21 protein-coding genes are annotated in these 24016 nt (G+C 62.3%); 15 read left to right on the top strand and 6 right to left on the bottom strand.

The genetic code is table 11. The features are described 5' to 3' along the window. Positions 1-296 precede the first annotated feature (296 nt). The 7 genes from A2I95_RS00205 to A2I95_RS00180 all read left to right on the top strand — a co-directional run bounded on the left by A2I95_RS00205 (position 297) and on the right by A2I95_RS00180 (position 3462). Positions 297-503 (top strand): hypothetical protein, encoded by a 207-nt coding sequence (locus tag A2I95_RS00205; protein ID WP_291726530.1) that lies wholly within the window; start codon positions 297-299, stop codon positions 501-503. A gap of 65 nt (positions 504-568) precedes the next feature. After that, positions 569-781 carry a hypothetical protein gene (locus A2I95_RS00200; protein ID WP_291726528.1) on the top strand — a complete coding sequence of 71 codons (213 nt, stop codon included), beginning with the start codon at positions 569-571 and terminating at the stop codon, positions 779-781. 238 nt (positions 782-1019) lie between these two features. Further along, positions 1020-1217, top strand: a complete 198-nt coding sequence (locus A2I95_RS00195) for a hypothetical protein (RefSeq protein ID WP_291726526.1) — start codon at positions 1020-1022, stop codon at positions 1215-1217. Positions 1218-1228: 11 nt separating this feature from the next. After that, positions 1229-1351, top strand: a complete 123-nt coding sequence (locus A2I95_RS00190; RefSeq protein ID WP_291726524.1) for a hypothetical protein — start codon at positions 1229-1231, stop codon at positions 1349-1351. A 247-nt stretch (positions 1352-1598) separates the two neighbouring features. Next, positions 1599-1766: a hypothetical protein gene (locus tag A2I95_RS00185; protein WP_291726522.1), complete on the top strand. Its 168-nt coding sequence runs from the start codon at positions 1599-1601 to the stop codon at positions 1764-1766. A gap of 95 nt (positions 1767-1861) precedes the next feature. Continuing rightward, positions 1862-2008 carry a formyltransferase family protein gene (locus A2I95_RS42485; protein ID WP_367150531.1) on the top strand — a complete coding sequence of 49 codons (147 nt, stop codon included), beginning with the start codon at positions 1862-1864 and terminating at the stop codon, positions 2006-2008. A 666-nt stretch (positions 2009-2674) separates the two neighbouring features. Continuing rightward, positions 2675-3462, top strand: a protein-coding gene (locus A2I95_RS00180; protein WP_291726520.1) for an IS5 family transposase whose coding sequence is annotated in 2 segments (ribosomal slippage) — positions 2675-3014 and positions 3014-3462 — 789 coding nt in all. Because the reading frame shifts where the segments join, the coding sequence is not laid out codon by codon here. 652 nt (positions 3463-4114) lie between these two features. Here the strand turns inward: A2I95_RS00180 and A2I95_RS00175 are convergent. Further along, positions 4115-6412, bottom strand: a complete 2298-nt coding sequence (locus A2I95_RS00175) for an adenosylcobalamin-dependent ribonucleoside-diphosphate reductase (RefSeq protein ID WP_291726518.1) — start codon at positions 6410-6412, stop codon at positions 4115-4117. Between the two features lie 198 nt (positions 6413-6610). Here A2I95_RS00175 and A2I95_RS00170 point away from each other — a divergent pair, with 198 nt between their 5' ends. Continuing rightward, entirely contained in the window at positions 6611-7042 is a 432-nt protein-coding gene (locus A2I95_RS00170; RefSeq protein ID WP_291726516.1) for a DUF1489 domain-containing protein, read from the top strand. 228 nt (positions 7043-7270) lie between these two features. Here A2I95_RS00170 and hisG read toward each other — a convergent pair whose 3' ends face one another. Genes hisG through hisS form a run of 3 tightly spaced genes read right to left on the bottom strand, consistent with a single transcriptional unit; the run spans position 7271 to position 10556 of the window. Beyond that, positions 7271-7969: an ATP phosphoribosyltransferase gene (hisG, locus tag A2I95_RS00165; protein WP_291726514.1), complete on the bottom strand. Its 699-nt coding sequence runs from the start codon at positions 7967-7969 to the stop codon at positions 7271-7273. Continuing rightward, complete coding sequence (locus A2I95_RS00160; protein WP_291726512.1) at positions 7966-9054, bottom strand: ATP phosphoribosyltransferase regulatory subunit; 1089 nt, start codon at positions 9052-9054, stop codon at positions 7966-7968. Before A2I95_RS00160 ends, hisG begins: the two co-directional genes overlap by 4 nt. Before the next feature lie 2 nt (positions 9055-9056). Beyond that, entirely contained in the window at positions 9057-10556 is a 1500-nt protein-coding gene (gene hisS / locus A2I95_RS00155; protein ID WP_291726510.1) for a histidine--tRNA ligase, read from the bottom strand. Between the two features lie 206 nt (positions 10557-10762). Here hisS and A2I95_RS00150 point away from each other — a divergent pair, with 206 nt between their 5' ends. After that, positions 10763-10957 carry a SlyX family protein gene (locus A2I95_RS00150; protein WP_291726508.1) on the top strand — a complete coding sequence of 65 codons (195 nt, stop codon included), beginning with the start codon at positions 10763-10765 and terminating at the stop codon, positions 10955-10957. A 218-nt stretch (positions 10958-11175) separates the two neighbouring features. Here the strand turns inward: A2I95_RS00150 and A2I95_RS00145 are convergent, their stop codons facing one another. Further along, entirely contained in the window at positions 11176-11886 is a 711-nt protein-coding gene (locus tag A2I95_RS00145) for a hypothetical protein (protein WP_291726506.1), read from the bottom strand. A 26-nt stretch (positions 11887-11912) separates the two neighbouring features. After that, positions 11913-15425, bottom strand: a complete 3513-nt coding sequence (gene dnaE, locus A2I95_RS00140) for a DNA polymerase III subunit alpha (RefSeq protein WP_291726504.1) — start codon at positions 15423-15425, stop codon at positions 11913-11915. A 358-nt stretch (positions 15426-15783) separates the two neighbouring features. On the opposite strand from dnaE, the gene A2I95_RS00135 reads away from it, so the two are divergent. The 6 genes from A2I95_RS00135 to A2I95_RS00110 all read left to right on the top strand — a co-directional run bounded on the left by A2I95_RS00135 (position 15784) and on the right by A2I95_RS00110 (position 24016). Beyond that, complete coding sequence (locus tag A2I95_RS00135) at positions 15784-17145, top strand: xanthine dehydrogenase small subunit (RefSeq protein WP_291726502.1); 1362 nt, start codon at positions 15784-15786, stop codon at positions 17143-17145. Then, positions 17142-19475, top strand: a complete 2334-nt coding sequence (gene xdhB, locus A2I95_RS00130; protein ID WP_291726500.1) for a xanthine dehydrogenase molybdopterin binding subunit — start codon at positions 17142-17144, stop codon at positions 19473-19475. The genes A2I95_RS00135 and xdhB overlap by 4 nt, the downstream gene beginning before the upstream one ends. Beyond that, positions 19465-20400, top strand: coding sequence for a xanthine dehydrogenase accessory protein XdhC (xdhC, locus tag A2I95_RS00125; RefSeq protein ID WP_291726498.1), 936 nt, complete (start codon positions 19465-19467; stop codon positions 20398-20400). Before xdhB ends, xdhC begins: the two co-directional genes overlap by 11 nt. Next, entirely contained in the window at positions 20397-21914 is a 1518-nt protein-coding gene (locus tag A2I95_RS00120; protein WP_291726496.1) for an ABC transporter ATP-binding protein, read from the top strand. Before xdhC ends, A2I95_RS00120 begins: the two co-directional genes overlap by 4 nt. 99 nt (positions 21915-22013) lie before the next feature. Next, positions 22014-23096, top strand: coding sequence for an ABC transporter permease (locus A2I95_RS00115; protein WP_291726494.1), 1083 nt, complete (start codon positions 22014-22016; stop codon positions 23094-23096). Continuing rightward, on the top strand, positions 23096-24016 hold the full coding sequence (locus A2I95_RS00110) for an ABC transporter permease (protein WP_291726492.1): 921 nt from the start codon (positions 23096-23098) through the stop codon (positions 24014-24016). Before A2I95_RS00115 ends, A2I95_RS00110 begins: the two co-directional genes overlap by 1 nt.

Here is a 24016-nt window from a genome sequence, read left to right as displayed (position 1 = left end):
TGCCGGAACAAAATCACTTGTCGTAGCGGTTTCACCGGATAATACCGGCGCGGAGACGCGCCTCTGAAAGAAGCACAACCTGGCCAAACTATCTCATCCTTGTTCCTCAGCCCCCAGAGGTATTTTTGGAACGTTCCGCTGCCAATGACAGCCGCACTCGCCTTGGTTCAATCATTCAAGCCTGGATGGGCTGCTCGCCGAACAATCGCACCATTCCCTTAAAATTCTCCTGCCCCTTCAGTCATTCCAGAATTTACTCGCTTCAGCCGCCATCCTACTGTTATCCGGTGACCAGCTTGCCGCAGCCGGATCTTGCAGCGGACCAAGTCGCAGAGCGGGCGGCGCTGCCGGAAGATCAAATCGGCGCTTGGGTCTGGGGCTGGACCATCCGGGATTTGCCAGCGTCAGAAATTGCGGTGAAACTGGAGGCGCAAAAGGCCGAAATGGACCCGCGCGTGCAGGAGGCCTATGGCGAGGCAATGCGGCCTATATCCGATGCCTAGCCGCGGGAGGAACGCGAGAGCTGGCAGGAACAGATTGAAGCCGCCCGTGCCGTCGCCGCCGGGGGGTGAGCCCCCTGATCGACGCCCTGCGGGCCGGGGCCGGTGAAACCGCCGCAGCAATGGCGCAGACCATCATCCAGAAGCGGGCGGAGTATCGGGTGTTCTACGGCGCCATGACCGCCAACCGCCGCAGGCTGGATGCGCTGATCGCCGCAGCCGCCACGCTTGAGGATCTGGCGGCGGTGGATCTGGCAGAAGGCTGGAGGCTGGGAGCGTGACTGTCCCCGGTCAAACCTAGAATACTTCCCGGAAACGGGAGGCCGGGAGATCTACCATCACCCAGGCCGACGCCCTGACCTTGCAGGACAATCTCAGCACGGCCAGTGTCGGAGGGCTGTTTACCGATCCGCCCTATTCACCCGGCGGGTTAAATCGCTCGATCCTTCAACCGACCTGGAAGAAATACACCGGCAAGAGCGAATCTGCACGCACACTGCCAGACTTTGCGGGGAAACCGTGGACCAGCGCTCTAACCTGCGCTTTACCCTCACCTGGATGAGCGCGGCGCGGCGGGTGCTGGAACCTGGCCGATATTTCGGGATCTTCTGCGACTGGCGCCAGCTTCCCGTCTTCACCGACCCGCCGCAGATCGCAATGGACATTCACAAGACCGATAGTTCCTACTGGCCCTGTTTGAGCCGCATCACTACTTGAAGATGCTCCGAATGGTCGCGGCAGACTATTACACCGGATTTGTCGGCGGCAAGCCGGTTGCACATGTGGCCTGCAGCCCCCGGCCGGGTTTGGCTGAAGCCCGTGCCTGCCGCCTGGTGATCATGCCGGAATGACAAGGGGCGGGCCTTGGCCTTCGGTTCCTGAATGAGATCTGCGCACTCTGGCGGCGCGGCGTGAACCGTTACGGCCGCCCCATGCCCTCACTTTTTCACACGTCACACCCCGGTCTGGCAGCCGCTCTGCGCGCCCAGCCCCTTTGGCCGCAGGTCTCTACCGCTCTGGGCTGCGCCGCCTCCAAAAGCACCGGCAGCGTCAAAGGCCGCTTGGGCGGTCATTTCCGGGCTATACAGGGATTTCGCTATGTTGAATAAGGAACCCTTCCGCGTGGCCGTTATCGGCTGTTCCTGGCTTGCGGCCGAGGTGCTGCGCCGCCTTGCGGGCGAAGGCTATTCGCTCGCACTGGTCACAGAACCGGAAGATAGTCTTGCCAAAGCTGCGGCCGAGGGCTGGAAATCCCTTGCAAAGTAAAGCCCCGGCGCCTGCCTCTGTTGTCGGCTGACCTGCCTTGGCGGCCAGACCTGGTCGTTTCGGCGCATTCCTTCCGCATCGTTCCCCCTTAGTTCATTGAGTGGTCGCGGCTTGGCGCCATCGGCTACCACCCGTCACTGCTGCCGGAGCATAAAGGGCGGAATGCGATCCGGGATTGCCTGGCCGATGGAATGCGCATGACCAGCAGGTCGGCCTACTGGCTCACTCCGCAGATCGACTGAAGACCGGTTGTCACAGCGCACAGGCGGCTGCTGCAGGAGGCCGGGCAGATCCCCCCGGGTGAAACCGCTCTGCAGCTTTGGAGGCGGGCGTTAGCGCCTTTGGGAGCAGAGCTGCTTCTGTCCGCAGTTGTGGCCAATTCTTAAACTGACCCCTTAAGTACCCTTAAAAACCATCCGCCGCCCCGCGTTTTTTTACGGTTTGGGCGGCGGATTGCCGCGTTTTGCAATGAGAAGTGTCCCGCACTGCACGCGAAATGTCCCGCTACAGTGTCCCGCTTGTTAGGGGACACTTGATATTGCAGTAACCGGAAGAGGCCGGAGGAACCCGGATGGAGCCATATAAAAAAGGGCATTCAGGAAGGTCTAAACCTGGACAGAGGCTTGAGGTGTTTGTCCTTCAATACCCGGCCAAATGGCCCGTACAGCGCGCTCAGCAGATTTTGGGACACTTCCCGTTGCAAACTCTCTCCCCTGCCCCAGACCTTGTAGAATAAAGGGAAACAGGTCCTCGCGAGGTCGCTAATGCCACTTATGTTAACTTTCGGCCCGCCCTTTTGAGCCGCCGAACTTGGAGCTAGGGTGTCGGTCTAGGTTGTCGCTTCCTAGGTCGTGTTGACAAAAGGGATTCACATGGGGCTGCGGGCATGATTCAATCTGGTATCTGCGATGGAGACCAGCTTGGCACGAGACTTGATGTCGGACGAGGAATGGGCGTTTTTTGAACGGTTCATCCTGACAGCCCGCGCCCCGAACGGACGCAAACCCACCAACCACCGCCTTGTTCTTGATGGGATATTCTGGATCGCCCGCACGGGTGCCCCATGGCGTGACCTGCCGGAAGAGTTTGGCAAGTGGTCGAGCGTCTACCGCCAGTTCCGGCGCTGGACGCTGGCGGGGCTCTGGGAGGAGATCATGGAGGCCCTGAACGAAAGCGGGGCCGTGCCAGACGCCCTGCAAATGATCGACAGCACCGTGATCCGGGCCCATCATCAGGCAGCGGGCGCTAAAGGGGGACTCCGCGACAGGGTTTCGGGCGCTCAAGAGGTGGCTTCACGACCAAGATCCACCTCCTCGTCAATGCGCATGGTCTGCCCATGAGGACAGAGATCACGCCGGGCCAGACATCCGACTATCTCGGTTTCGATCTGGTCATGGCCGACAACCTGCCCAGTCCCAGCGTGCTGCTGGCAGATCGCGGATATGACGCCGACAGCATCAGGACGCACATGGAAAAGCGCGATGTGTTGCCGATCATCCCGATGCGCAAATCCCGCAGGAAACGCATCGGCGTGGACCGCTCGCTCTATCGCCTGCGCAATCTGGTCGAGCGCTGCTTCAACAAGCTCAAGAACGCCCGACGCGTCGCAACACGCTACGACAAGACGGCTGAGAGCTTCCTGGGCTTCATCGACATCACGTCGATCCGCCTTTGGCTCCGCCATTTGTCAACATGACCTAAGTGCCTCCGCACGGTTGGAAAGATAGCAGCTTGCAAGCTTTCTCCCGATATCATCGCCATCAATCGTCACATATATCACTCACAACTCCATTCAATTCGGCGTTCAAGAAGTGTTTGGCTTTAGCTTCCCGTGGATGAACAATCACGGATTGTGCGCTGTTTCTCCAATTACAACAAAGCTATCCCCTCGCCAGTCGATTTCGAGATACTGCGGCGCCAAAAACGGACGCTGTCCATCGCAGATTGCCACCGGTCATCTTCCATCTACGTTCTACGCCTCTCGGGCCTCGCGACGAAAGCCGCTCCCCCGGCTTCGGCGCAGTTCATCCTGGCCACAGATGCAAACTGGCTGAATATCTGTTTCGGCTGTGGAGTGTTTTGGCTCTCGTCAGTGCAACGAGCGACGGCTTTTCGCCCTAATTGTCGATCACCTCGGATCCGGTGGTGTGGACCTGGCGGGATGTCCACTTCCGCGGTGTGTTCAGGTTGTATTCACACCTGAGGCGAACTTCCGGAATCCGTCCTAAATGATGGCGCACGCAAAAGGCTGCTATGAAAATTGCAGGTTTGACGCCAAGAAATGGCAACTCGGCGTCAATAAGTGTCACCTTATGTGTCGTTCCACAAAACTACAGTCCTACCTCTATTCAGCCACACTTCGAATGGCCGCAACTGCGGCAGGTCATGCAGCCTTCGACCATCTGCATGTCGAACTGGCCGCAGCTCGGGCAGGCCTTGCCGCGCGGGGCATTGAGGTTCACCACCTGTGCCTGCGGGTCGGATTTCAGGCCCATTCCCTCGCCTTCCAGGAAACCGGTCTTGATCATGTGGGTCTCAATCACGCCGCCGATCGCCGCCAGGATCGACGGGATGTACTTGCCCTGCACCCAGGCGCCGCCGCGCGGGTCGAACACCGCCTTCAGCTCCTCGACGACAAAGGACACATCACCACCGCGGCGGAACACGGCCGAGATCATCCGGGTCAGCGCCAGCGTCCAGGCGTAATGCTCCATGTTTTTGGAGTTGATGAAGACCTCAAACGGGCGGCGATGGCCGTTGATGATGATGTCGTTGATAGTGAGGTAGATCGCATGCTCGCTGTCCGGCCACTTCAGCTTGTAAGTATGGCCCTCCAGCGACTGCGGGCGGTCCAGCGGCTCGGACATATAGACCACTTCCGCCCCGTCTTCTCCCAGGTCGCTTTCATGCGGCGCCTGCGCGGTCTCGCCGGGGGCAGTGTCAGCACTTTCGCTCACCGACAGGACCGAGCCAGTCACATCGTTGGGGCGGTAGGTGGTGCAACCTTTGCAGCCCTGATCCCAGGCCTGCATATAGACGTCCTTGAAGTCATCGAATGAGATGTCTTCCGGGCAGTTGATGGTTTTCGAGATCGACGAGTCGATCCATTTCTGCGCCGCCGCCTGCATTTTCACATGTGCCGCGGGCGGCAGCGTCTGGGCGTTGACAAAGTAGTCCGGCAGCTTGGCGTCGGCGCCGAACTTCTCGCGGTACATCTGCACCGCGTAGTCGACCACTTCCTCCTCGGTGCGCGAACCGTCTTTCTGCAGAACCTTACGGGTATAGGCATAGGCAAACACCGGCTCAATGCCCGAAGACACATTGCCGGCATACAGCGAAATGGTGCCGGTTGGTGCGATCGAGGTCAGCAGCGCATTGCGGATGCCGTGTTCGCGGATGGCGTCGCGCACGTCCTCGTCCATGTTCAGCATATTGCCGGAGTTGAGGTACGCCTCGGCGTCGAACAGCGGGAAGGCGCCCTTCTCCTTCGCCAATTCGACCGACGCCAGATAAGCGGCGCGGGCGATCGCGTGCAGCCAGCGGTCGGTCTGACGCGCCGCCTCGTCGGAGCCGTATTCCAGGCCGAGCATCAAAAGCGCATCGGCCAGGCCGGTGACGCCCAGGCCGATCCGGCGCTTGTTCTTGGCTTCCTGCGCCTGCGCCTCCAGCGGGAACTTGGACACGTCCACCACATTGTCCATCATGCGGACGGCAGTGGCGACCAGCTCCTGCATCGCCTCCTGGTCCAGATGCGCGTCTTTCTCAAACGGATTTGCCACCAGCCGCGCCATGTTGACTGAACCCAGCAGGCAGGCGCCATAAGGCGGCAGCGGTTGCTCGCCGCAGGGGTTAGTGGCGCAGATGTTCTCGACATAGGAGAGGTTGTTGGCCTTGTTGATGCGGTCGATGAAGATCACGCCGGGTTCGGCGTAATCATAGGTCGCCTGCATGATCTTGTTCCACAGATCCCGCGCCTGCACGGTATGATAGACCTTGCCGTCAAACACCAGCTCCCAGGAGCCGTCCGCCTTAACCGCATCCATGAAATCATCGGTGACCAGCACCGACATGTTGAACATGCGCAGGCGGGCCGAGTCGGATTTGGCGGTGATGAAATGCTCGATATCGGGGTGGTCGCAGCGCATGGTTGCCATCATCGCGCCGCGGCGCGAGCCTGCGGACATGATGGTGCGGCACATGGCGTCCCAGACATCCATGAACGACAACGGGCCGGAGGCATCCGCTGCCACGCCTTTCACATCCGCACCGCGCGGCCGAATGGTCGAGAAGTCATAACCAATGCCGCCGCCTTGCTGCATGGTCAGCGCTGCCTCTTTCAGCATGTCGAAAATCCCCGACATGCTGTCCGGCACGGTGCCCATCACAAAGCAGTTGAACAGCGTCACCTGGCGCGCAGTGCCGGCGCCTGCAGTGATGCGGCCTGCGGGCAGGTATTTGAAGTCTTCCAGCGCGGCAAAGAACTTCTCCTCCCAGGCATCCGGCGCCTGTTCCGCCCGCGCCAGATCGCGCGCGATTCGCCGCCAGCTGTCCTCGACGGTGACGTCGATCGGCGTGCCATCGGCCTGCTTGAAACGGTATTTCATATCCCAGATCTGCTCGGCGATGGGGGCGGCAAAGCGGCTCATATGGCGAATCCCTATGGTCGGTCGTGGTTGTTGAGTGGCGGTCTGGATAGCCGCTGCGGCGCGCTGCCTCAACGGCGTTTAGGACAATCTTAGCATTTTTTATCAGCAGGCGCACCCTCCAAGACACAAGACCTTGCCCCCGGAAGCCGTCGAACTACAATATAAAGTTGAAGCTCTGGACGACTCTGTGGGGAACCTGTGGATAAACGCGTGAACCTTGTGAAGCTCTCGGTTGGCACCGAAAGTGTAGAAAGCCTGATGGCCTGGCAGGAGATGCGCCGCCGGGAACTGCCGGAGGGCCTGCCACGCCACGTCACCCGCATGTGGCCCAAGCGCGAGGCAGAGATTCTCAATGGCGGTTCGATCTACTGGGTGATCAAAGGGCTGATCCAATGCCGCCAGCGCGTGCTGCGCATGGATGAGGTCACCGGCGAAGACGGCATCCGCCGCTGCGCCATCATATTGGACCCGGACCTGCACCGCACCCTCACCGCACCGAAACGCCCGTTCCAGGGCTGGCGCTATCTGAAGACCGAGGATTCCCCCGCCGACCTGCCCGCGGGCAAGCAGAAGGAAGAACCGCTGCCGCTGGAACTCTCGCAGGCGCTGGCGGAAATCGGGGTCATCTGAGGCACGCCGCACTCCCCCCCGCGGCGTGCCTCGCCAGCGCCGGGCGTCAGCCCGGCGCCCGGCCCAACCGGGGCGGAGGCATCTTGGATGCAGCCTGCTTCGGGCGGGAGCACACCGGCTTGCAACACATTTCAGGTTCAGAAAAAGGGGCTCCCGCCCGCTTCACGGGCATCACAGATGCCCTTCAGGCGTTGGCCGCCGCCCGAGCTTGCGCGCGGGCTGTATCGCTTAGTTCCGGTGTTCCAGCAGATCCAGCAGCGTGTTCAGCGCGGCCTTCTCATCGGTACCGTATTTTGCCACCCGGCTGCGCCACAGCGTCGCCTGCGACTTCAGCACCAGCCCGTCCGCCAGCAGTTTCAGATGGTTGGCGCGCAGCGTCTCGCCGGTTGAGGTGATATCGGCCACCATCTCGGCGGTTTCGTTCTTCACCGTGCCCTCAGTTGCGCCCTGGCTGTCCACCAGCTGGTAATCCGCCACTCCGGCATCGGTCAGGAATTCCCGCACCAGCCGGTGGTACTTGGTCGCAATCCGCAACCGGTGGCCGTGCTCCGTCCGGAACGCCGAGGCCACTGCATCCAGATCATCCAGCGTGTCCACATCGATCCAGAACTGCGGCACCGCCAGGATCAGGTCCGCATGGCCAAAACCCAGCTCGGCCAGGCTTTCCACCTGCTGTTCGAACCGCGGCAGCTTCTCCTGCACCAGATCGGTGCCGGTGACACCCAGATGGATCCGCCCCGCCGCCAGCTCGCGCGGGATCTCCCCCGCCGACAGCAGCACCAGCTCCATATTCGACACGCCCTCGACCGCGCCGGCGTATTCCCGGTCGGAGCCGGTGCGCGACAGGGTCACGCCGCGCTTGGCGAACCAGTCGAATGTCTTCTCCATCAGCCGCCCCTTAGACGGCACCCCCAGCTTCAAGCTCATGCGCGCACCTCCTCAAGCTGCAGCATCAGGTCCGGGCGCAGCACACCGCCCACCGCCGGAATTTCCTCGCCCTGGCCCAGCCGCCGGGTCAGCGCATCATAGCGCCCGCCGCTGGCAATGGGCGGCAGATCGGGCCGCGCCTCGGCATAGAAGCCGAAGACAAACCCGTCGTAATACTCCATCGAGGTACGCCCGTAAGAGGCCTCGAAATCGAGGGTCTCCACATCCACCCCGCGTGCCTTCATCGCCGCTGTGCGTTTGTCCAAGCGGTCCAGGGCCAGGTTGATCTGCGGCAGGTCCACCGCAATATCGCGCATCTGCTCCGCCGCATAAGGCACCGTTTCGCGCACCGCCATCAGCGCTTCCAGCGCCAGCAGCTCCTTCTCGGCAATCGGAGGCGCCTTGGCATCTTCGCGCAGCGCGTCAATCCGCACCTGCACCTCTGCCGCGCGGCGCTTGCCCAGCTCTACTGCGGAACCGGTAAGATCGCCCTCGGTTTCCAACAGTTTTTTGCGGTTCTCCGGTACCGGCGCACGCCCTGCAAACCGGTCCAGCAACGCCCGGAACCGCCGCGGTCTCCAGATGTGGCGCATCAGCGCCGCCTTGCGTTTTTCCGTGGTGTTCAGCCCCTGCACCGCGGCCATAAGAATGCCGATATCGCCGGTCGCCGCCCGCAGGGGCAGACCGCGCACCTGCAGGGCAAACAAGGAGAACACCTCCGCATCCGCCGCCGCTGCATCATTGCGTTCAAACACCTCATAGCCGACCTGCAGATATTCATTGGGCCGATCCGGATCTTGCTCCTGACGCCGGAACACCTCACCCGAATAGGTATAACGCGCAGGTTCGGCGCCATGGCGCATATGCGCCTCCACCACCGGAACCGTGAAATCCGGACGCAGCATCTGCTCCCCGCGCAGCGCATCCGTGGTCACATAGGCGCGGGCCCGGATGTCCTCACCGTAAAGGTCCAGCAGGGTGTCAGCAGGCTGCAGCAGCGGCGTGTCCACCACCTGCGCGCCCGCAGCCTCGAAACGGAGCCGCAGCATCGCGGCGCGGGCCTGTATCTGGGATTGAACCGCCATGATCAGCCCTGCCTGTCCAGGATTTCACGCACCTTGGCAACCAGTTCGGCGCGCGGCACTTCAAACTGGCTCGGGCGTTCTTTCCACTCTTCCAATGTGGCGCTTTCGGCGATCTTGGCGCCCAGGATCAAGTCCTTGATCTGCACCACGCCACCCGCTTTCTCATCCCCGCCTTCGATCACGGCCACCGGAGCGTTCCGCTTGTCCGCATATTTCAGTTGGTTGCCAAAGTTCTTGGGATTGCCCAGGTAAACCTCGGCCCGGATGCCCGCGTTGCGCAGCTCCGCCACCATCGCCTGGTAATCTGCCATCCGGTCGCGGTCCATTACAGTGACAACCACAGGGCCAGTTGCTTCCGCCGAAAGCCGCCCCTTGGCATGCAGTGCCGCCAGCAGCCTGTCGACACCAATAGACACACCCACCGCAGGCACTTCCTGACCCGTAAAGCGCTTGACCAGCCCGTCATAGCGCCCGCCGCCCGCAACCGAGCCGAACTGCCGCTTGCGGCCTTTCTCGTCGAAAATCTCAAAGGTCAGTTCTGCCTCGAACACCGGCCCGGTGTAATAGCCAAGCCCGCGCACAACCGAAGGGTCGATCTCGATCCGGTCCTTGCCATAACCGCCGGCCGCCAGCAGTTCGCTGATCTGTTCCAGCTCGGAAATGCCCTCCTGGCCGACCTTGCTGTCACCCACAGCTGCACGCAAGTTAGCAAGGGTGCCAGCCGTGTCTGCGGCCTTGGAGGTCAGGAAGGCCAGCACCGGCGCCGCCTGATCGTCTGACAAGCCAACCCCGTCAATGAAGGCTCCCGAAGCATCCAGCCGGCCCTTGGTCAGCAGCTCTCGCACCCCGGCCTCGCCCACCTTATCGAACTTGTCGATGGTGCGCAGCACGTCGTCACGCTTGGCATCGCCCTCGCCCAGGCCCATCGCCTCCAGCACACCGTTCAGAACCTTGCGGTTGTTCACCCGCACCAGATAGTCGCCGCGCGGAATGCCGACGGTCTCCAGCGTGTCGGACAGCATCGCACAGATCTCCGCATCGGCGGCCATCGAGGCGGTGCCGACGGTATCCGCATCGCACTGGTAGAACTGGCGGAAGCGGCCCGGCCCCGGCTTCTCGTTGCGCCAGACCGGCCCCATCGCATAACGGCGATAGGGGGTCGGCAGGTCGTTGCGGTGCTGGGCATAGACCCGCGCCAGCGGCGCCGTCAGGTCGTAGCGCAGCGCCATCCAGTCGCCCCCGGACGCTTTGCTGGCGTCTTCTTCGGTTTCCTGCCAGGCAAACACCCCCTCGTTCGGGCGGTCCACATCGGGCAGAAACTTGCCCAGCGCCTCGACGGTTTCCACCGCCGCGCTTTCCAGCGCCTCGAACCCGTAATGATGATACACACCCGCGATGGCCCGCAGCATCTCGCTGCGCTGGGTCACCTCCGCACCGAAATAGTCACGGAACCCCTTCGGCGTCTGCGCCTTGGGGCGGGGCTGTTTCTTCACTTTGGCCATGTTTGGCCTCCTCACGGGTAGCGGTTTCACTCGCCCGGCGGTCTAGCGGATGCCAGTCACAACAGCAAGACAGTGCCGCGGGAGGCAATGCCGCAGGCGAGAAAACAACTGCGCGATACAGGCACTGCCCGGCCTGGCGTCCGGGCGAATCCTTGCTTTCAGAGCCATCTTCTATATCAGGCGTTTCAGAACCCAGGAGACCCCCCATGCAGCATCTGGAAGAGCAAATCGCCCATCTGACCCGCAGCGTGGAGGAGATGAGCGACGTGATCGCCCGCCAGCAACAGGAGATCGACACCCTGACCCGCCGCGTCGCCATGCTGATGCAGCGCGAAGCCACCCGCGAGCAGGACGGCAGCGGCGGCGCGGTCTTCGGCGACGAACGCCCGCCGCATTACTGACGCCAGTTGCGAAATGGCCAGCGGCCCCCGTGGGATGGCGCCTCAACGGGTGTTCGCGGCAGTTTATCCCGGCCAAATCCGTACGACCTCTCTGGCGAAGCGCTTTGCCTCACCATTGCGCCAGCCCGCCCGGACAAGCTGCCGCATGCCCGGGGCGCTCCGCGCCGTTGTTCCGGGCAAAAGTTTCGAAGGCTACTGGATACATCCTCAAAGACGGCTCACTTAGCGAATACGTCAGACTTGTTCTTTTGCTCCACAGACAAAGCAATTTTTTCAAGAGCAGACACCATTCTCATTTCCGGAGACTTATCCGCTCCAAGCTTTGCCATCTCTCGTATGTCGAGCACAAAATTGCTACGATATTCCCCTCCTGCCAAGTCTTCATACACCAATGAAACAGCAAAAGGAGGCAGAGGTTTTTCCCCTAACAGTTGCCACCCCACCCCTAAACTGAATTTCACCGCCTTATTCTGCGGGATGACCGTGAAAATGTGATGCTTATCAAAAATGTTAACAAACAAATCACGTTTCAGCAGATTATCCTCTGGCTCTTCAATGTCCAGCGCAACGTTTAGTGCCGCGCCCGCACCAACATTTGAAACGTTGAATGTAATCACTTCGCGAGCATCTTCTCGCTGACCAAAGTGTGCGATGAGGACTGGATCTGTAGCCGCTTCCCTCACTCTGCTTTGCTCTGTGAGTGCTTTCGCGGCTAGAGTTGTTGATGCCCCTGCAACCAACACAGAAATTACAATGGGAATGACTTGTAGGCTATTTTGAGCACCAAAGTCGGATAGTTCCTGCTGCCCAAAAACAAAAAACGAGATCGCACTTAACAGACCGACAGTGAGACCGAGCGCTACTTTTCCATCGGAAAGAAAACCTCCACGAACTTCGGTTTTATCATGCCGGACACTGTACTTTGCCATTTGCAATATTCCTAAAAATTACCACCTCAAATCTCCTCCACATCCAGCACCCCATCCAGCGACTTCAGCGCGCCCTTGATCTGCGGGTTGATCGGGAATGCCTGGCCCAGATCCATCTCCACATCACCGGGAAGGCCGGGGTCCTGAAGGTACATATAGACCTCGCCGCGCGCAGCATTGCGGGCCGCCGCCTTGGCGTCCTCCAGCACCTGCGCCACGGTGCCGACGGCTGCCGCATCGCTTAAGTAAACCCGCAAAGAACTGCGGCCGGCATCGGCAATGGCGGAATCCACCGGACCAACCGAACGCACCAGCAGTTTCAGCTGGTCGCTTTCCATTGTGGCTTCGGCGGTGATCACCACTTTGGCGCCGGTCTCAAGGAACTCGCGGGATTTTTCCAGCACTTCGGAGAACAGCGTGACCTCAAAGGCGCCGGAAGGGTCCGACAGCTGGGCAAAGGCAAAACGGTTGCCGCGGGCGGATTTGCGCTCCTGCCGCCCGGCCACAACGCCGCCCATCTTGGCCATGAACGGGCCGCGTTCGGCCTTTGCCGTCACCTCGTCCAGCGTCATCACATCCTTGCGTTTCAGCGCGGGCATGTAATCGTCCAGCGGGTGGCCCGACAGGTAAAAGCCGATCGCCTTGAATTCCTCGCTCAGCCGTTCGGCCGGCAGCCAGTCCGGCACCGATGGCAGCCGCGGCTCGGGCAGGTCCTCACCTGCCTCGCCGAACAGCGACACCTGGCTGGAGTTACGCTGATCATGCACGGCGGCAGAGTAATCCACCAACGGGCCAAGGCTTTCAAACACCCGGCGGCGGTTGGGGTCAAGCTGATCAAAGGCCCCGGCCCGCGCCAGCATCTCCAAAGGCCGCTTGCCAACCCGCTTGAGGTTCACCCGGCGGGCAAAGTCGAACAGGTTCACAAATACCCGCTCATGGCCATCCTCGTTGCGCGCCTCGGTGACCAGCCGCATCACGTCCATGCCGACATTCTTCAGCGCGCCCAGCGCATAGACCAGCTCACCCTTCACCACTTTGAAACTCGCCATCGAGCGGTTGACGCAGGGCGGCACATATTTCAGCCCCAGCCCCTTCTTCACTTCCTCGAAGTAGATCGCCAGCTTGTCGGTCAGATGGATATCGCAGTTCATGACGCCAGCCATGAATTCCACCGGATGGTTCGCCTTCAGCCAGCCGGTCTGGTAGCTGACCACCGCATAAGCCGCCGCGTGGGATTTGTTGAAACCGTAGTTGGCGAACTTCTCCAGAAGGTCGAAAACTTCGGATGCCTTTTTGGCGGGCACCCCGTTCTCCGCCGCGCCCTTTTCAAACTTGGGGCGTTCGGCGTCCATCGCCTCCTTGATCTTCTTGCCCATCGCCCGGCGCAGCAGGTCGGCGCCGCCAAGCGTGTAATTCGCCATCACCTGGGCGATCTGCATCACCTGTTCCTGATAGACGATAATCCCTTGAGTTTCCTCAAGAATATGGTCAATCAGCGGATGCACTGACTGGATCTTGCGCAGGCCGTTCTTGACCTCGCAATAAACCGGGATGTTCTCCATCGGGCCGGGACGGTAGAGCGCCACCAGCGCCACGATATCCTCGATACAGTTGGGCTTCATGCGCTTCAGCGCATCCATCATGCCAGTGGATTCCACCTGGAACACCGCCACCGTCTTGGCCCGCGAATAAAGGTCGTATGTCACCTTGTCGTCCAGCGGAATGGCGTTGATCTGGTTCTCCGCCCCTTCCGGCGGATCATAGAGCTGGGTGCCGTCCTCACCGATATGCAGATCGCGCCCGGACTGAAAGATCAGATCCATCGCGTTCTGAATGACGGTCAGGGTCTTCAGACCCAGGAAGTCGAACTTCACCAGCCCCGCCTGCTCCACCCATTTCATGTTGAACTGGGTGGCCGGCATGTCGGAGCGCGGATCGCGGTAGAGCGGCACCAGCGCGTCCAGCGGCCTATCACCAATCACCACGCCCGCCGCATGGGTGCCGGCCGAGCGCAACAGCCCCTCGACCTGCTGGCCATAGGTCAGGAGGCGGTCCACCACCGGCTCATTGCGGGCCTCCTCGCTGAGGCGCGGCTCTTCCTTCAGCGCATCCACGATCGACATCGGCTTCACGCCCTCAACCGGGATCAGCTTGGACAGCCGGTCCACCTGGCCATAGGGCATCTGCAAGACCCGCCCCATATCGCGCACCGCCGCCTTGGACAGCAGCGCGCCAAAGGTGATGATCTGCCCCACCTTGTCGCGGCCGTATTTCTCCTGCACGTATTTGATCACCTCTTCGCGGCGGTCCATGCAGAAGTCGATATCGAAGTCGGGCATCGAGACCCGTTCCGGGTTCAGGAAGCGTTCAAACAGCAGCGAATACCGCAGCGGATCAAGGTCGGTGATGGTCAGCGCATAAGCCACCAGCGAACCCGCGCCGGAGCCCCGCCCCGGCCCCACCGGAATATCGTGGTCCTTGGCCCATTGGATAAAGTCGGCAACGATCAGGAAGTAGCCGGGGAACCCCATGCCCTCGATGATGCCCAGCTCGAAATCGAGCCGTTCCTGATATTCCTCCACGCTCACCGCATGGGGGATCACCGCCAGACGCTGCTGCAGGCCTTCGTTGGCGATGCGGCGCAGCTCGGCCACCTCATCATCGGCGAACTTCGGCAGGATCGGATCGCGCCGGTACGCCATGAAAGCGCAGCGCTTGGCAATCTCCACCGTATTCTCAAGCGCCTCTGGCAGGTCGGCAAACAGCGCGGCCATTTCCTCCTGGCTCTTGAAGTAATGCTGCGCGGTCAGCCTCCGGCGCGGCTCAGCCTGATCGACATAGGCGCCCTCGGCGATGCAGATCATCGCGTCGTGGGCCTCATACATTTCCGTATTCGGGAAATAGACATCATTGGTGGCGACCAGCGGCAGGTCCATGGCATAGGCTATTTCCACATGGCCGCGTTCGGTCTGTTTCTCCGCCTCCGGCTGACCGTGCTCGCCCGGATGGCGCTGCAGCTCCACATAGAGCCGATCCGGGAAAACCGCCTTCAGCCGCTGCATCAGCTCTTGTGCGGCCGGCCGCTGGCCCAATTGCAGCAGCCGCCCCACCGGCCCGTCCGGCCCGCCGCTGAGGCAGATCACACCCTCGGAATGCTTTGCCAGCTCCTCCAGTGTAACATACGGCAGCTCCCCGCCTTCACGCATGTACAGACAGGAATTGAGCTTCATCAAATGCTCATAGCCCGCCTCGTTCTGCGCCAGCAGCACCAGCGGCGCGGGCGGTTTGGGCCGCTCCCCCGGTGCCGGTTCGGTGAACCGCAGATCCACCTGGCAGCCGATGATCGGCTGCACCCCGGCACCGCTGGCCGACACGGAAAACTCCAGCGCCGAGAACAAGTTGTTGGTGTCCGTCACCGCAATCGCGGGCATCTCGTGCTTTTTGCACAGGTCCGGCAGCTTTTTCAGCCGCAGGGCGCCTTCCAGCAGGGAATACTCGGTATGGGTGCGCAGGTGTATGAATCGGGGAGAGCTTGTCATGCCGCCACGCTATCTTATTGCCGCAGCACGGTGAAAGGGTGAAGTGCCGGTCCGCCTCCCGGAATAGCGGAAGGATAATCTGCCATTTTCAGGATTAATTTGAAGCTGTTTCGCCCCGCGAAGAGAGACCCAGCACAAACATACAGCTAAAAGGCATAAAAAATAACAGCATAGCCGCCGCATCCGCAATTTTCTTGCGCCAAGAAATACTGCAACGCAGCAGCGGTTTTCCTTGCTTTGCCAAGGGCCTGCTCCCTAGGCTGGTATCAGCAAGCAACACACAGCCCGCCTCTCCTTCTACGCCGCATCGAAGGGAGGCACATCGGGTCAACAGGGTAACGCGGCGGGTCTCGGGAAGATGGCACTCGCCTTTCGTCTGAATGGTGAAGACGTTCTGATCGAACACGCAGACCCTTCGTCCACGCTGCTGGACTGGCTGCGCGACGCTAAGGGTCTCACCGGCACCAAAGAAGGCTGCAACGAGGGCGATTGCGGTGCCTGCACCGTGATGGTCACCGATTCACGTGGATCGAAAGCGCTGAACGCCTGCATCCTGTTCCTGCCGCAGCTCAATGGAAAATCCGTCCGTACCGTAGAGGGTGCCGCGGGCCCGGACGGCAGCCTGCACCCCGTCCAGCAGGCGATGGTGGACCAGCACGGCAGCCAATGCGGTTTCTGCACCCCCGGCTTCATCATGTCGATGGTCACCGCCCATACCAATGGTGCGGCGGATTTTGACGACCAGCTGGCAGGCAACCTTTGCCGCTGCACAGGCTACGCCCCGATCATCCGCGCGGCTGAGACCGCCAAGGATGCTCCGGTGCCGGACTGGATTACCCGCGACCGCCCGGTCGCCCCCGGCACCCAGCCGCTGATGCCCCAGTCGGCGGATGAACTGGCGGTTCTTTATGCAAAACATCCTGATGCCACACTTATCGCTGGCGCCACCGATGTTGGCCTCTGGGTTACCAAGCAGCTGCGCCACCTGCCGCAAATGATCTTCCTCGACGGCTGTACAGACCTGAAAGAAATCGAGGTCACGGACTCCGCCGTCCGCATAGGTGCCATGGCCGACATGAACGCCCTGCGCACCGCGATGGAGCCGCTGCACCCCTCCTTTGCCGAAATGCTGCGCCGCTTCGCCTCCCAGCAGGTGCGCGCCGCCGCCACTGTCGGCGGCAATGTCGCCAACGGCTCCCCCATTGGCGACACCCCGCCCGCACTGATCGCGCTGGATGCCACTCTGCATCTGCGCAAAGGGGACAGCCCCCGCGAACTGCCGCTGGAGGATTTCTTCCTCGATTACGGCAAGCAGGACCGGGGCTCTGGCGAATTTGTCGAGGCTATCAGCTTCCCCCGCCAGCCCGGCACGCTCAAGGTCTACAAGCTGTCGAAGCGTTTTGATCAGGACATCTCCGCCGTGCTCGGCGCCTTCAACCTGACGGTCGGGAACGGCCGGATCATCACGGCCCGCATTGCCTTTGGCGGCATGGCAGGTATCCCCAAGCGCGCCGCGAACGTCGAGGCCGCTCTCACAGGCCAGCCCTGGGATGAAGCCACGATCCAGGCCGCCGCCGCTGCCTTTGATCAGGACTTCACCCCGATGAGCGACATGCGCGCCTCAGCCGAATACCGGCTGGAAACCGCGCGCAACATGCTTTCCCGCTATTTCGCAGAGATGAACGGCGCGGCAGTTTCGGTGCTGGAGGTGAAACCATGAGCGTTTCAATACCCCTGCCCCATGACGCCGCCGAACTGCATGTGACCGGCGCCGCCCGCTATGTGGATGACATCCCCTCGCCCTCTGGCACGCTGCATCTGGCCTTCGGCCTCTCCCCGATCGCCCGCGGGCATGTCACTGGTATGCACCTGCACGACGTGCAGCACAGCCCCGGCGTCGTGGCGGTGCTGACCGCCAGGGGGCTGCCGTTCTCCAACGATGTTTCCCCTTCGATCCATGACGAGCCGCTGCTGGCAGCGGGCACTGTCAACTACGTCGGCCAGCCGGTGTTCCTAGTGGTAGCCGACAGCCATCGCAACGCCCGCGTCGCCGCACGCAAAGGCAAGGTCGACTATGCCGAAGAACCCGCGCTGCTGACCCTGGACGCCGCCCTGGCTGCAGACAGCCGGTTCGAGGAAGGCCCGCGCATTTACCAGAAGGGCGACGCCGCCGCCGCCATAGATGCCGCCGCCCGCACCGTCGAGGGCAGCTTCGAACTCGGCGGCCAGGAGCATTTCTACCTCGAAGGCCAGGCGGCCATGGCCTGGCCGCAGGAGGATGGCGGCATGCATGTCTTCTCCTCCACCCAGCACCCGACCGAAATCCAGCACAAGGTCGCCGATGCCATCGGCCTGCCAATGCATGCCGTGCGCGTCGAGACCCGCCGCATGGGCGGCGGCTTTGGCGGCAAGGAAAGCCAGGGCAACGCGCTGGCCGTCGCCTGCGCCGTGGCGGCGCGGCTGACCGGCAAACCCTGCAAGATGCGCTATGACCGCGACGATGACATGGTGATCACCGGCAAGCGCCACGCCTTCCGCATCTCCTACCGCGCCGGGTTCGATGAGGACGGCCAGCTGCAAGGGGTCGAGTTCCTGCATCTGGTGGACTGCGGCTGGGCGCAGGACCTGTCGCTGCCGGTCGCCGATCGCGCCATGCTGCACGCCGACAACGCCTATCTGATCCCCAATGTCCGGATTGAGAGCCACCGCTTGCGCACCAACCGGCAAAGCGCCACCGCCTACCGCGGCTTTGGCGGCCCGCAGGGCATGGTCGGGATCGAGCGGGTGATGGACCACATCGCGCATGATCTGGGGATCGACCCGGCGGAGCTGCGGCAGCGGAATTATTATGCCGCACCGGCGGAGGGGGGCTCTGCCCCCCCTTCCCCCCGGAGTACTTCTGAAAAGATGAAAGACAACTCCACGCCTTATGGCATGGAGGTCACGGATTTTGAACTGCATGGGATGACGGCGGATCTGCTGCGCTCGTCGGACTATGCGGGACGCAAGGCCGCGATTGCGGAGTGGAACAAAGGCCAGCCCCACCTGAAGCGCGGTATTGCCTTTTCGCCGGTGAAATTCGGGATTTCCTTTACCCTCACACATCTGAACCAGGCCGGCGCTTTGGTGCATGTCTACCAGGACGGCTCGGTGCATCTGAACCACGGCGGCACCGAAATGGGCCAGGGGCTGTTCCAGAAGGTGGCGCAGGTCGCCGCCAGCCGCTTTGGCATCCCGCTGGAGAAGGTGAAGATCACCGCCAGCGACACCGGCAAAGTGCCCAATACCTCTGCCACCGCCGCGTCGTCGGGATCGGACCTCAACGGCATGGCGGTGAAGGCCGCCTGCGACACCATCCGCGACCGCATGGCAGAGCATCTGGCGCTGCAGCATCAGGCCAGCCCCGGCGACGTCGTGTTTGAAAACGGCCAGGTCCGCATCGGCCAGGATGAGATGACTTTCGATCAGGCGGCAATGACCTGCTACCAGGGCCGCGTCAGCCTGTCCGCCACCGGTTTCTACAAGACCCCCAAGGTCGAATGGGACCGGATCAAGGGCCAGGGCCGTCCGTTCTTCTACTTCGCCTATGGCGCCGCAGTGACTGAAGTGGTTGTGGACGCCCTGACCGGCGAAAACCGCATCCTGCGCTGCGACATCCTGCATGACGCCGGCACCTCGCTGAACCCAGCGCTGGACATAGGCCAGATCGAAGGCGGCTATGTGCAGGGGGCCGGCTGGCTGACCACCGAGGAGCTGGTCTGGGACGAGGCCGGACGGCTGCACACCCATGCGCCCTCCACCTACAAGATCCCGGCCTGCTCCGACCGGCCCGATGTGTTCAACGTGTCGCTTTGGGACGAGCAGAACTATGAGGACACCATCTATCGCTCCAAGGCCGTGGGCGAGCCGCCTTTCATGCTGGGTATCTCCGCCTGGCTGGCTCTCAGCGACGCGGTTTCCACCTTTGGCACCGCCTATCCGGCGCTGAATGCGCCTGCGACGGCGGAAGAAGTCTGGCGCGCAATCCGGAGGGTACGTGATGGGGTTTGACGTTGCTGCTCTCCGCGAGGCGGTCGGGGAACATGGCCGCGTAGTTCGGGTGGTGATTGCCGCCATCCGCGGCTCCTCCCCACGGGAGCCCGGCACCGCGATGCTGGTCTGGGGGACCGGCCAGTCCGGCACCATCGGCGGCGGCACCCTGGAGTTTGAGGCAGCCGAAGCGGCGCGTTTGCAAGCGGTTCCAAAGGCATTCAGCACCCATGCGCTGGGGCCGGATCTGGGCCAATGCTGCGGCGGCGCTGTCACGTTGCTGAGTGAAGTTTACGAGGCCGCGGATCTGGGCGTGCTGGACGCTGAACTGATCATCCGTCCGGTCACTCCTGCGCCGGCGCCGATGGCGGTGAAACGCATCCTTGCCCATGCCCGCAGCCAAGGCATCCAGCCGGAACCGCAATTGGTGGACGGCTGGATGATCGAACCCGTTCACAAACCAAGCAGCCCGGTCTGGATCTGGGGCGCGGGCCATGTGGGCCGCGCCTTGGTGGATGTACTGGCACCGATACCGGATCTGGAGATCACCTGGGCCGACACCGCCCCGGACCGCTTCCCGGCGGAAATCCCGCCCAAGGTTACCACGGTTCCAGCTTCCAACCCTGCGCTATTGGTGCCGCATGCACCTGAAAACGCTGCGCATTTGGTGCTGACCTATTCCCATGCGCTGGATCTGGCGCTATGCCACGCGCTGTTGGGCCGCGGCTTTGCCTTCGCCGGGCTGATCGGCTCCAGAACCAAATGGGCGCGGTTCCGGTCACGCCTTGCCGCCCTGGGCCACAGCCCGGAACGGATTTCACGGATCACCTGCCCGATCGGCGATCCGCAACTTGGAAAACACCCGCAGATGATTGCGGTCGGCGTCGCGGCCCAGCTGCTGCGGCTGAGTGCAAAAGAAGAACTGAGAAAGGACCGGCGCGCGTGACCGTACCACTGTTGAGCCTTCAAGGCCTGACCAAGGCCTACCCCGGGGTTGTGGCCAATGACACCGTTTCCTTTGACATCGGCGAGGGCGAGGTGCATGCCCTGCTTGGCGAAAACGGCGCCGGGAAATCGACGCTGGTCAAGATGATCTACGGGCTGGTGAAGCCCGACAGCGGCAAGATGCTGTTGCGCGGCCAGCCTTTTGAGCCGGCCGAGCCGCGCGCAGCCCGGGCCGATGGCATCGCCATGGTGTTCCAGCATTTCTCGCTGTTTGACGCGCTGAACGTGGCCGAGAATATCGCGCTCGGCATGGAAAACCCGCCGGAGTTGCGCGATCTCGCCGCCCGTATCCGCGAAGTGTCGGAAACCTACGGATTGCCGCTGGACCCATTCCGCACCGTTGGCGATTTGTCCGCAGGCGAGCGCCAGCGGGTCGAGATCATCCGCTGCCTGCTGCAGGACCCGAAGCTCCTGATCATGGACGAGCCGACCTCGGTCCTCACCCCGCAGGAGGTCGATATCCTCTTCAAGACGCTGCAGAAACTGCAGTCCGAGGGCACTTCGATCCTTTATATTTCGCACAAGCTGGAGGAAATCCGCACGCTGTGCGATCATGCCACCATTCTGCGGCTGGGTAAGAACGTAGGCGAATGCACGCCCTCCGAAACCTCGGCCCGTGACATGGCCGAGATGATGGTCGGCAGCACCCTGCAGACACCGGAACGCGGCAGCCGCGAGTTTGGCGGTGTTGCAATGGATATTTCCGGCCTGTCGGTGCCGGCGCCTTCGGCCTTTGGCACCGCGCTGAAGAACGTGCATCTGACGGTGCGCAAGGGCGAGATCCTTGGCATTGGAGGCGTGGCGGGCAACGGCCAGGACGAGCTGCTGGGTGTCTTGTCGGGCGAGGTCCTGACCGATGCTGATGCGGTGAAACTGCATGGGCAACCCATTGGCCGCCTTGGTCCCACCGCCCGGCGCAAGCTGGGCGTGCTGGCAGCCCCCGAAGAACGCCTGGGCCACGCCGCCGCGCCGGATATGAGCCTGACGGAGAACGCCATGCTCACCGGGTCGGTGCGCGAGGGGCTGGAGAAGAACGGTTTCCTCGACTGGGGGGCGACCAAGGATTTTGCCGAGCGCATCATCAAGGCCTTTGACGTGCGCACGCCGGGTCCGGGCAATGCCGCCCGGTCGCTGTCGGGCGGCAACCTGCAGAAATTCGTGATCGGCCGCGAGGTGCTTCAAGACCCCGATGTGCTGGTGGTGAACCAGCCGACCTGGGGCGTCGACGCCGCCGCCGCGGCGTCCATCCGCCAGTCGCTGCTGGATCTGGCCGCCAAAGGGGCCGCGGTGATCTGCATCAGCCAGGACCTGGATGAGCTGATGGAAATCTCCGACAGCTTTGCCGCGTTGAACGAAGGCCGCCTGAGCGCCCCGCGCGAGGCCGCAGGCCTGACGGTGGATGAGATCGGCCTGATGATGGGCGGCGCCCACGGCATGGAGGTGGCGCATGTCTGACCCCGCCCGCAGTTTTTTCGCCTCCCCTATCGGCGGCAATGCCGCCTGCCGGGCAAGGGGCGAGAGTATTTTTGAAAAGATGAAACAGGGAGCCGCTTTATGATCCGGCTTGAGAAACGGCCGCAGCCGTCGCGCGCCTGGTCGATGGCGACGCCGCTGGTGGCGGTGCTGGCGACGATGCTGTTTGGCGGATTGCTGTTTGCAGCACTTGGCAAACCGCCGGTAGAGGCGATCCGCATCATTTTCTGGGAGCCGCTGTTTGGCGAGTTCTCTTTCTATTACCGCCCGCAGCTGCTGGTGAAAGGCGCGCCGCTGGTGCTGATTGCCATCGGGTTGTCGCTGGGGTTCAGAGCCGGCATCTGGAACATCGGCGCCGAGGGCCAGTACATCATGGGTGCCATCTTCGGCGCCGGCGCCGGCCTCGCCTTCTACCCCTCGGACTCGTTTCTGATCTTCCCGTTCATGGTGATCGCCGGCGCCTTCGGCGGCTGGCTCTGGGCGATGATCCCGGCGATCCTGAAAACCCGGTTCGGCACCAATGAGATCCTGGTCTCCCTGATGCTGGTCTATGTCGCCGAACAGTTCCTCGCCTCGGTCTCGCTGGGTCTGCTGAAAAACCCGGAGGGCTTCGGTTTCCCCGGCTCGCGCAACCTGCAGTCCTGGGACGCCGCCCATAATGCCGAGCTGATTGCCGGCACCGGCATGCATTGGGGTGTGGTGGCCGCACTGATCGCGGTGATCTTTGCCTATGTGCTGCTGAACCGCCACATGACCGGCTATCACATCCGCCTCACTGGCGAGGCGCCGCGCGCGGCCAAGTTCGCAGGCGTGAACCCCACCCGCCTAATCCTGTTCTGCCTTGGCACCTCCGGCGCGCTGGCAGGGCTTGCGGGCATGTTCGAGGTTTCCGGGCCTTCGGGCCAGGTCTCCATCGACTTCAACGTGGGCTATGGCTTTACCGCGATCATCGTCGCCTTCCTGGGCCGTTTGCATCCGGTGGGCATCCTGCTGGCAGGCGGACTAATGGCGCTGACATACATCGGCGGAGACATCGCCCAGTCGAACCTGCAGCTGCCCGCCGCGGCCATCCAAGTGTTCCAGGGGATGCTTCTGTTCTTCCTGCTGGCCTTCGACCTCTTGACCAATTTCCGCATCGCAATCGGCAAGCCGGAGGCCGCATAATGGATCTTTCTGCAATCAACCCGGTCCTGCTCATCGCCTCGCTGATGGTGGCGGCAACCCCGCTCTTGCTGGCCGCCATCGGTGAGCTGGTGGTCGAGAAATCCGGCGTTCTGAACCTCGGGGTCGAGGGGATGATGATCGTGGGCGCCATCGCAGGCTTTGCCGTGGCGGTGGAAAGCGGCTCACCCCTCCTTGGCTTCATTGCCGCCGCTATTGCGGGCGCCGCCCTGTCGGTCCTGTTTGCCATCCTCACCCAGTTTGCCCAGGCCAATCAGGTCGCCTCCGGCCTGTCGCTGACGCTGTTCGGGCTGGGGCTGTCGGCGCTGCTGGGGCAGTCCTATGTCGGTGTGAAACCGCCGCAGATGGGCGATATCCATATCCCGGTTCTCAGCGATCTGCCGGTCATCGGCCCGATCCTGTTCGGCCATGACATCATCCTGTATTTCGGCATTGCCCTGACCGCCGCCGTCTGGTGGGTGCTGAAATACTCGCGCCTCGGCTTGGTGCTGCGCGCGGTGGGGGAAAACCACGACGCTGCCCACGCGTTGGGATACAAGGTGCTGAAGATCCGCCTGATGGCAATCATGTTCGGAGGTGCCTGCGCGGGGCTGGGCGGCGCCTATATCAGCCTGATCCGGGTGCCGCAATGGACCGAGGGCATGACCGCCGGCATCGGCTGGATTGCGCTGGCGCTGGTGGTTTTTGCCAGCTGGAAACCCTGGCGCGCGCTCTTGGGTGCCTATCTCTTTGGCGGCGTCACCGTGGTGCAGCTCAATCTGCAGGCGGCAGGCGTTGCCATTCCGGTCGAGTATCTGGCAATGTCGCCCTATCTGATTACAATCATTGTGCTTGTTATCCTTTCCGCGGATAAAAGCAGCGCACCCGCCTCGCTTGGCCGCAACTTCCACGCCTCCCGTTAA

Source organism: Leisingera sp. F5 (assembly GCF_001593695.1).
Note: the sequence above shows the minus strand (reverse complement) of the source record. Positions and strands in the feature narration are given on the sequence as shown.

Excerpts from the sequence above, each read along its gene's own strand:
- A2I95_RS00190 (WP_291726524.1), top strand. The coding sequence starts at position 1,229 with ATGGTCGCGGCAGACTATTACACCGGATTTGTCGGCGGCAAGCCGGTT.
- A2I95_RS00185 (WP_291726522.1), top strand. The coding sequence starts at position 1,599 with ATGTTGAATAAGGAACCCTTCCGCGTGGCCGTTATCGGCTGTTCCTGG.
- A2I95_RS00175 (WP_291726518.1), bottom strand. The coding sequence starts at position 6,412 with ATGAGCCGCTTTGCCGCCCCCATCGCCGAGCAGATCTGGGATATGAAA.
- hisG (WP_291726514.1), bottom strand. The coding sequence starts at position 7,969 with ATGAGCTTGAAGCTGGGGGTGCCGTCTAAGGGGCGGCTGATGGAGAAG.
- A2I95_RS00160 (WP_291726512.1), bottom strand. The coding sequence starts at position 9,054 with ATGGCGGTTCAATCCCAGATACAGGCCCGCGCCGCGATGCTGCGGCTC.
- hisS (WP_291726510.1), bottom strand. The coding sequence starts at position 10,556 with ATGGCCAAAGTGAAGAAACAGCCCCGCCCCAAGGCGCAGACGCCGAAG.
- A2I95_RS00150 (WP_291726508.1), top strand. The coding sequence starts at position 10,763 with ATGCAGCATCTGGAAGAGCAAATCGCCCATCTGACCCGCAGCGTGGAG.
- A2I95_RS00145 (WP_291726506.1), bottom strand. The coding sequence starts at position 11,886 with ATGGCAAAGTACAGTGTCCGGCATGATAAAACCGAAGTTCGTGGAGGT.
- dnaE (WP_291726504.1), bottom strand. The coding sequence starts at position 15,425 with ATGACAAGCTCTCCCCGATTCATACACCTGCGCACCCATACCGAGTAT.
- A2I95_RS00135 (WP_291726502.1), top strand. The coding sequence starts at position 15,784 with ATGGCACTCGCCTTTCGTCTGAATGGTGAAGACGTTCTGATCGAACAC.
- xdhB (WP_291726500.1), top strand. The coding sequence starts at position 17,142 with ATGAGCGTTTCAATACCCCTGCCCCATGACGCCGCCGAACTGCATGTG.
- xdhC (WP_291726498.1), top strand. The coding sequence starts at position 19,465 with ATGGGGTTTGACGTTGCTGCTCTCCGCGAGGCGGTCGGGGAACATGGC.
- A2I95_RS00115 (WP_291726494.1), top strand. The coding sequence starts at position 22,014 with ATGATCCGGCTTGAGAAACGGCCGCAGCCGTCGCGCGCCTGGTCGATG.
- A2I95_RS00110 (WP_291726492.1), top strand. The coding sequence starts at position 23,096 with ATGGATCTTTCTGCAATCAACCCGGTCCTGCTCATCGCCTCGCTGATG.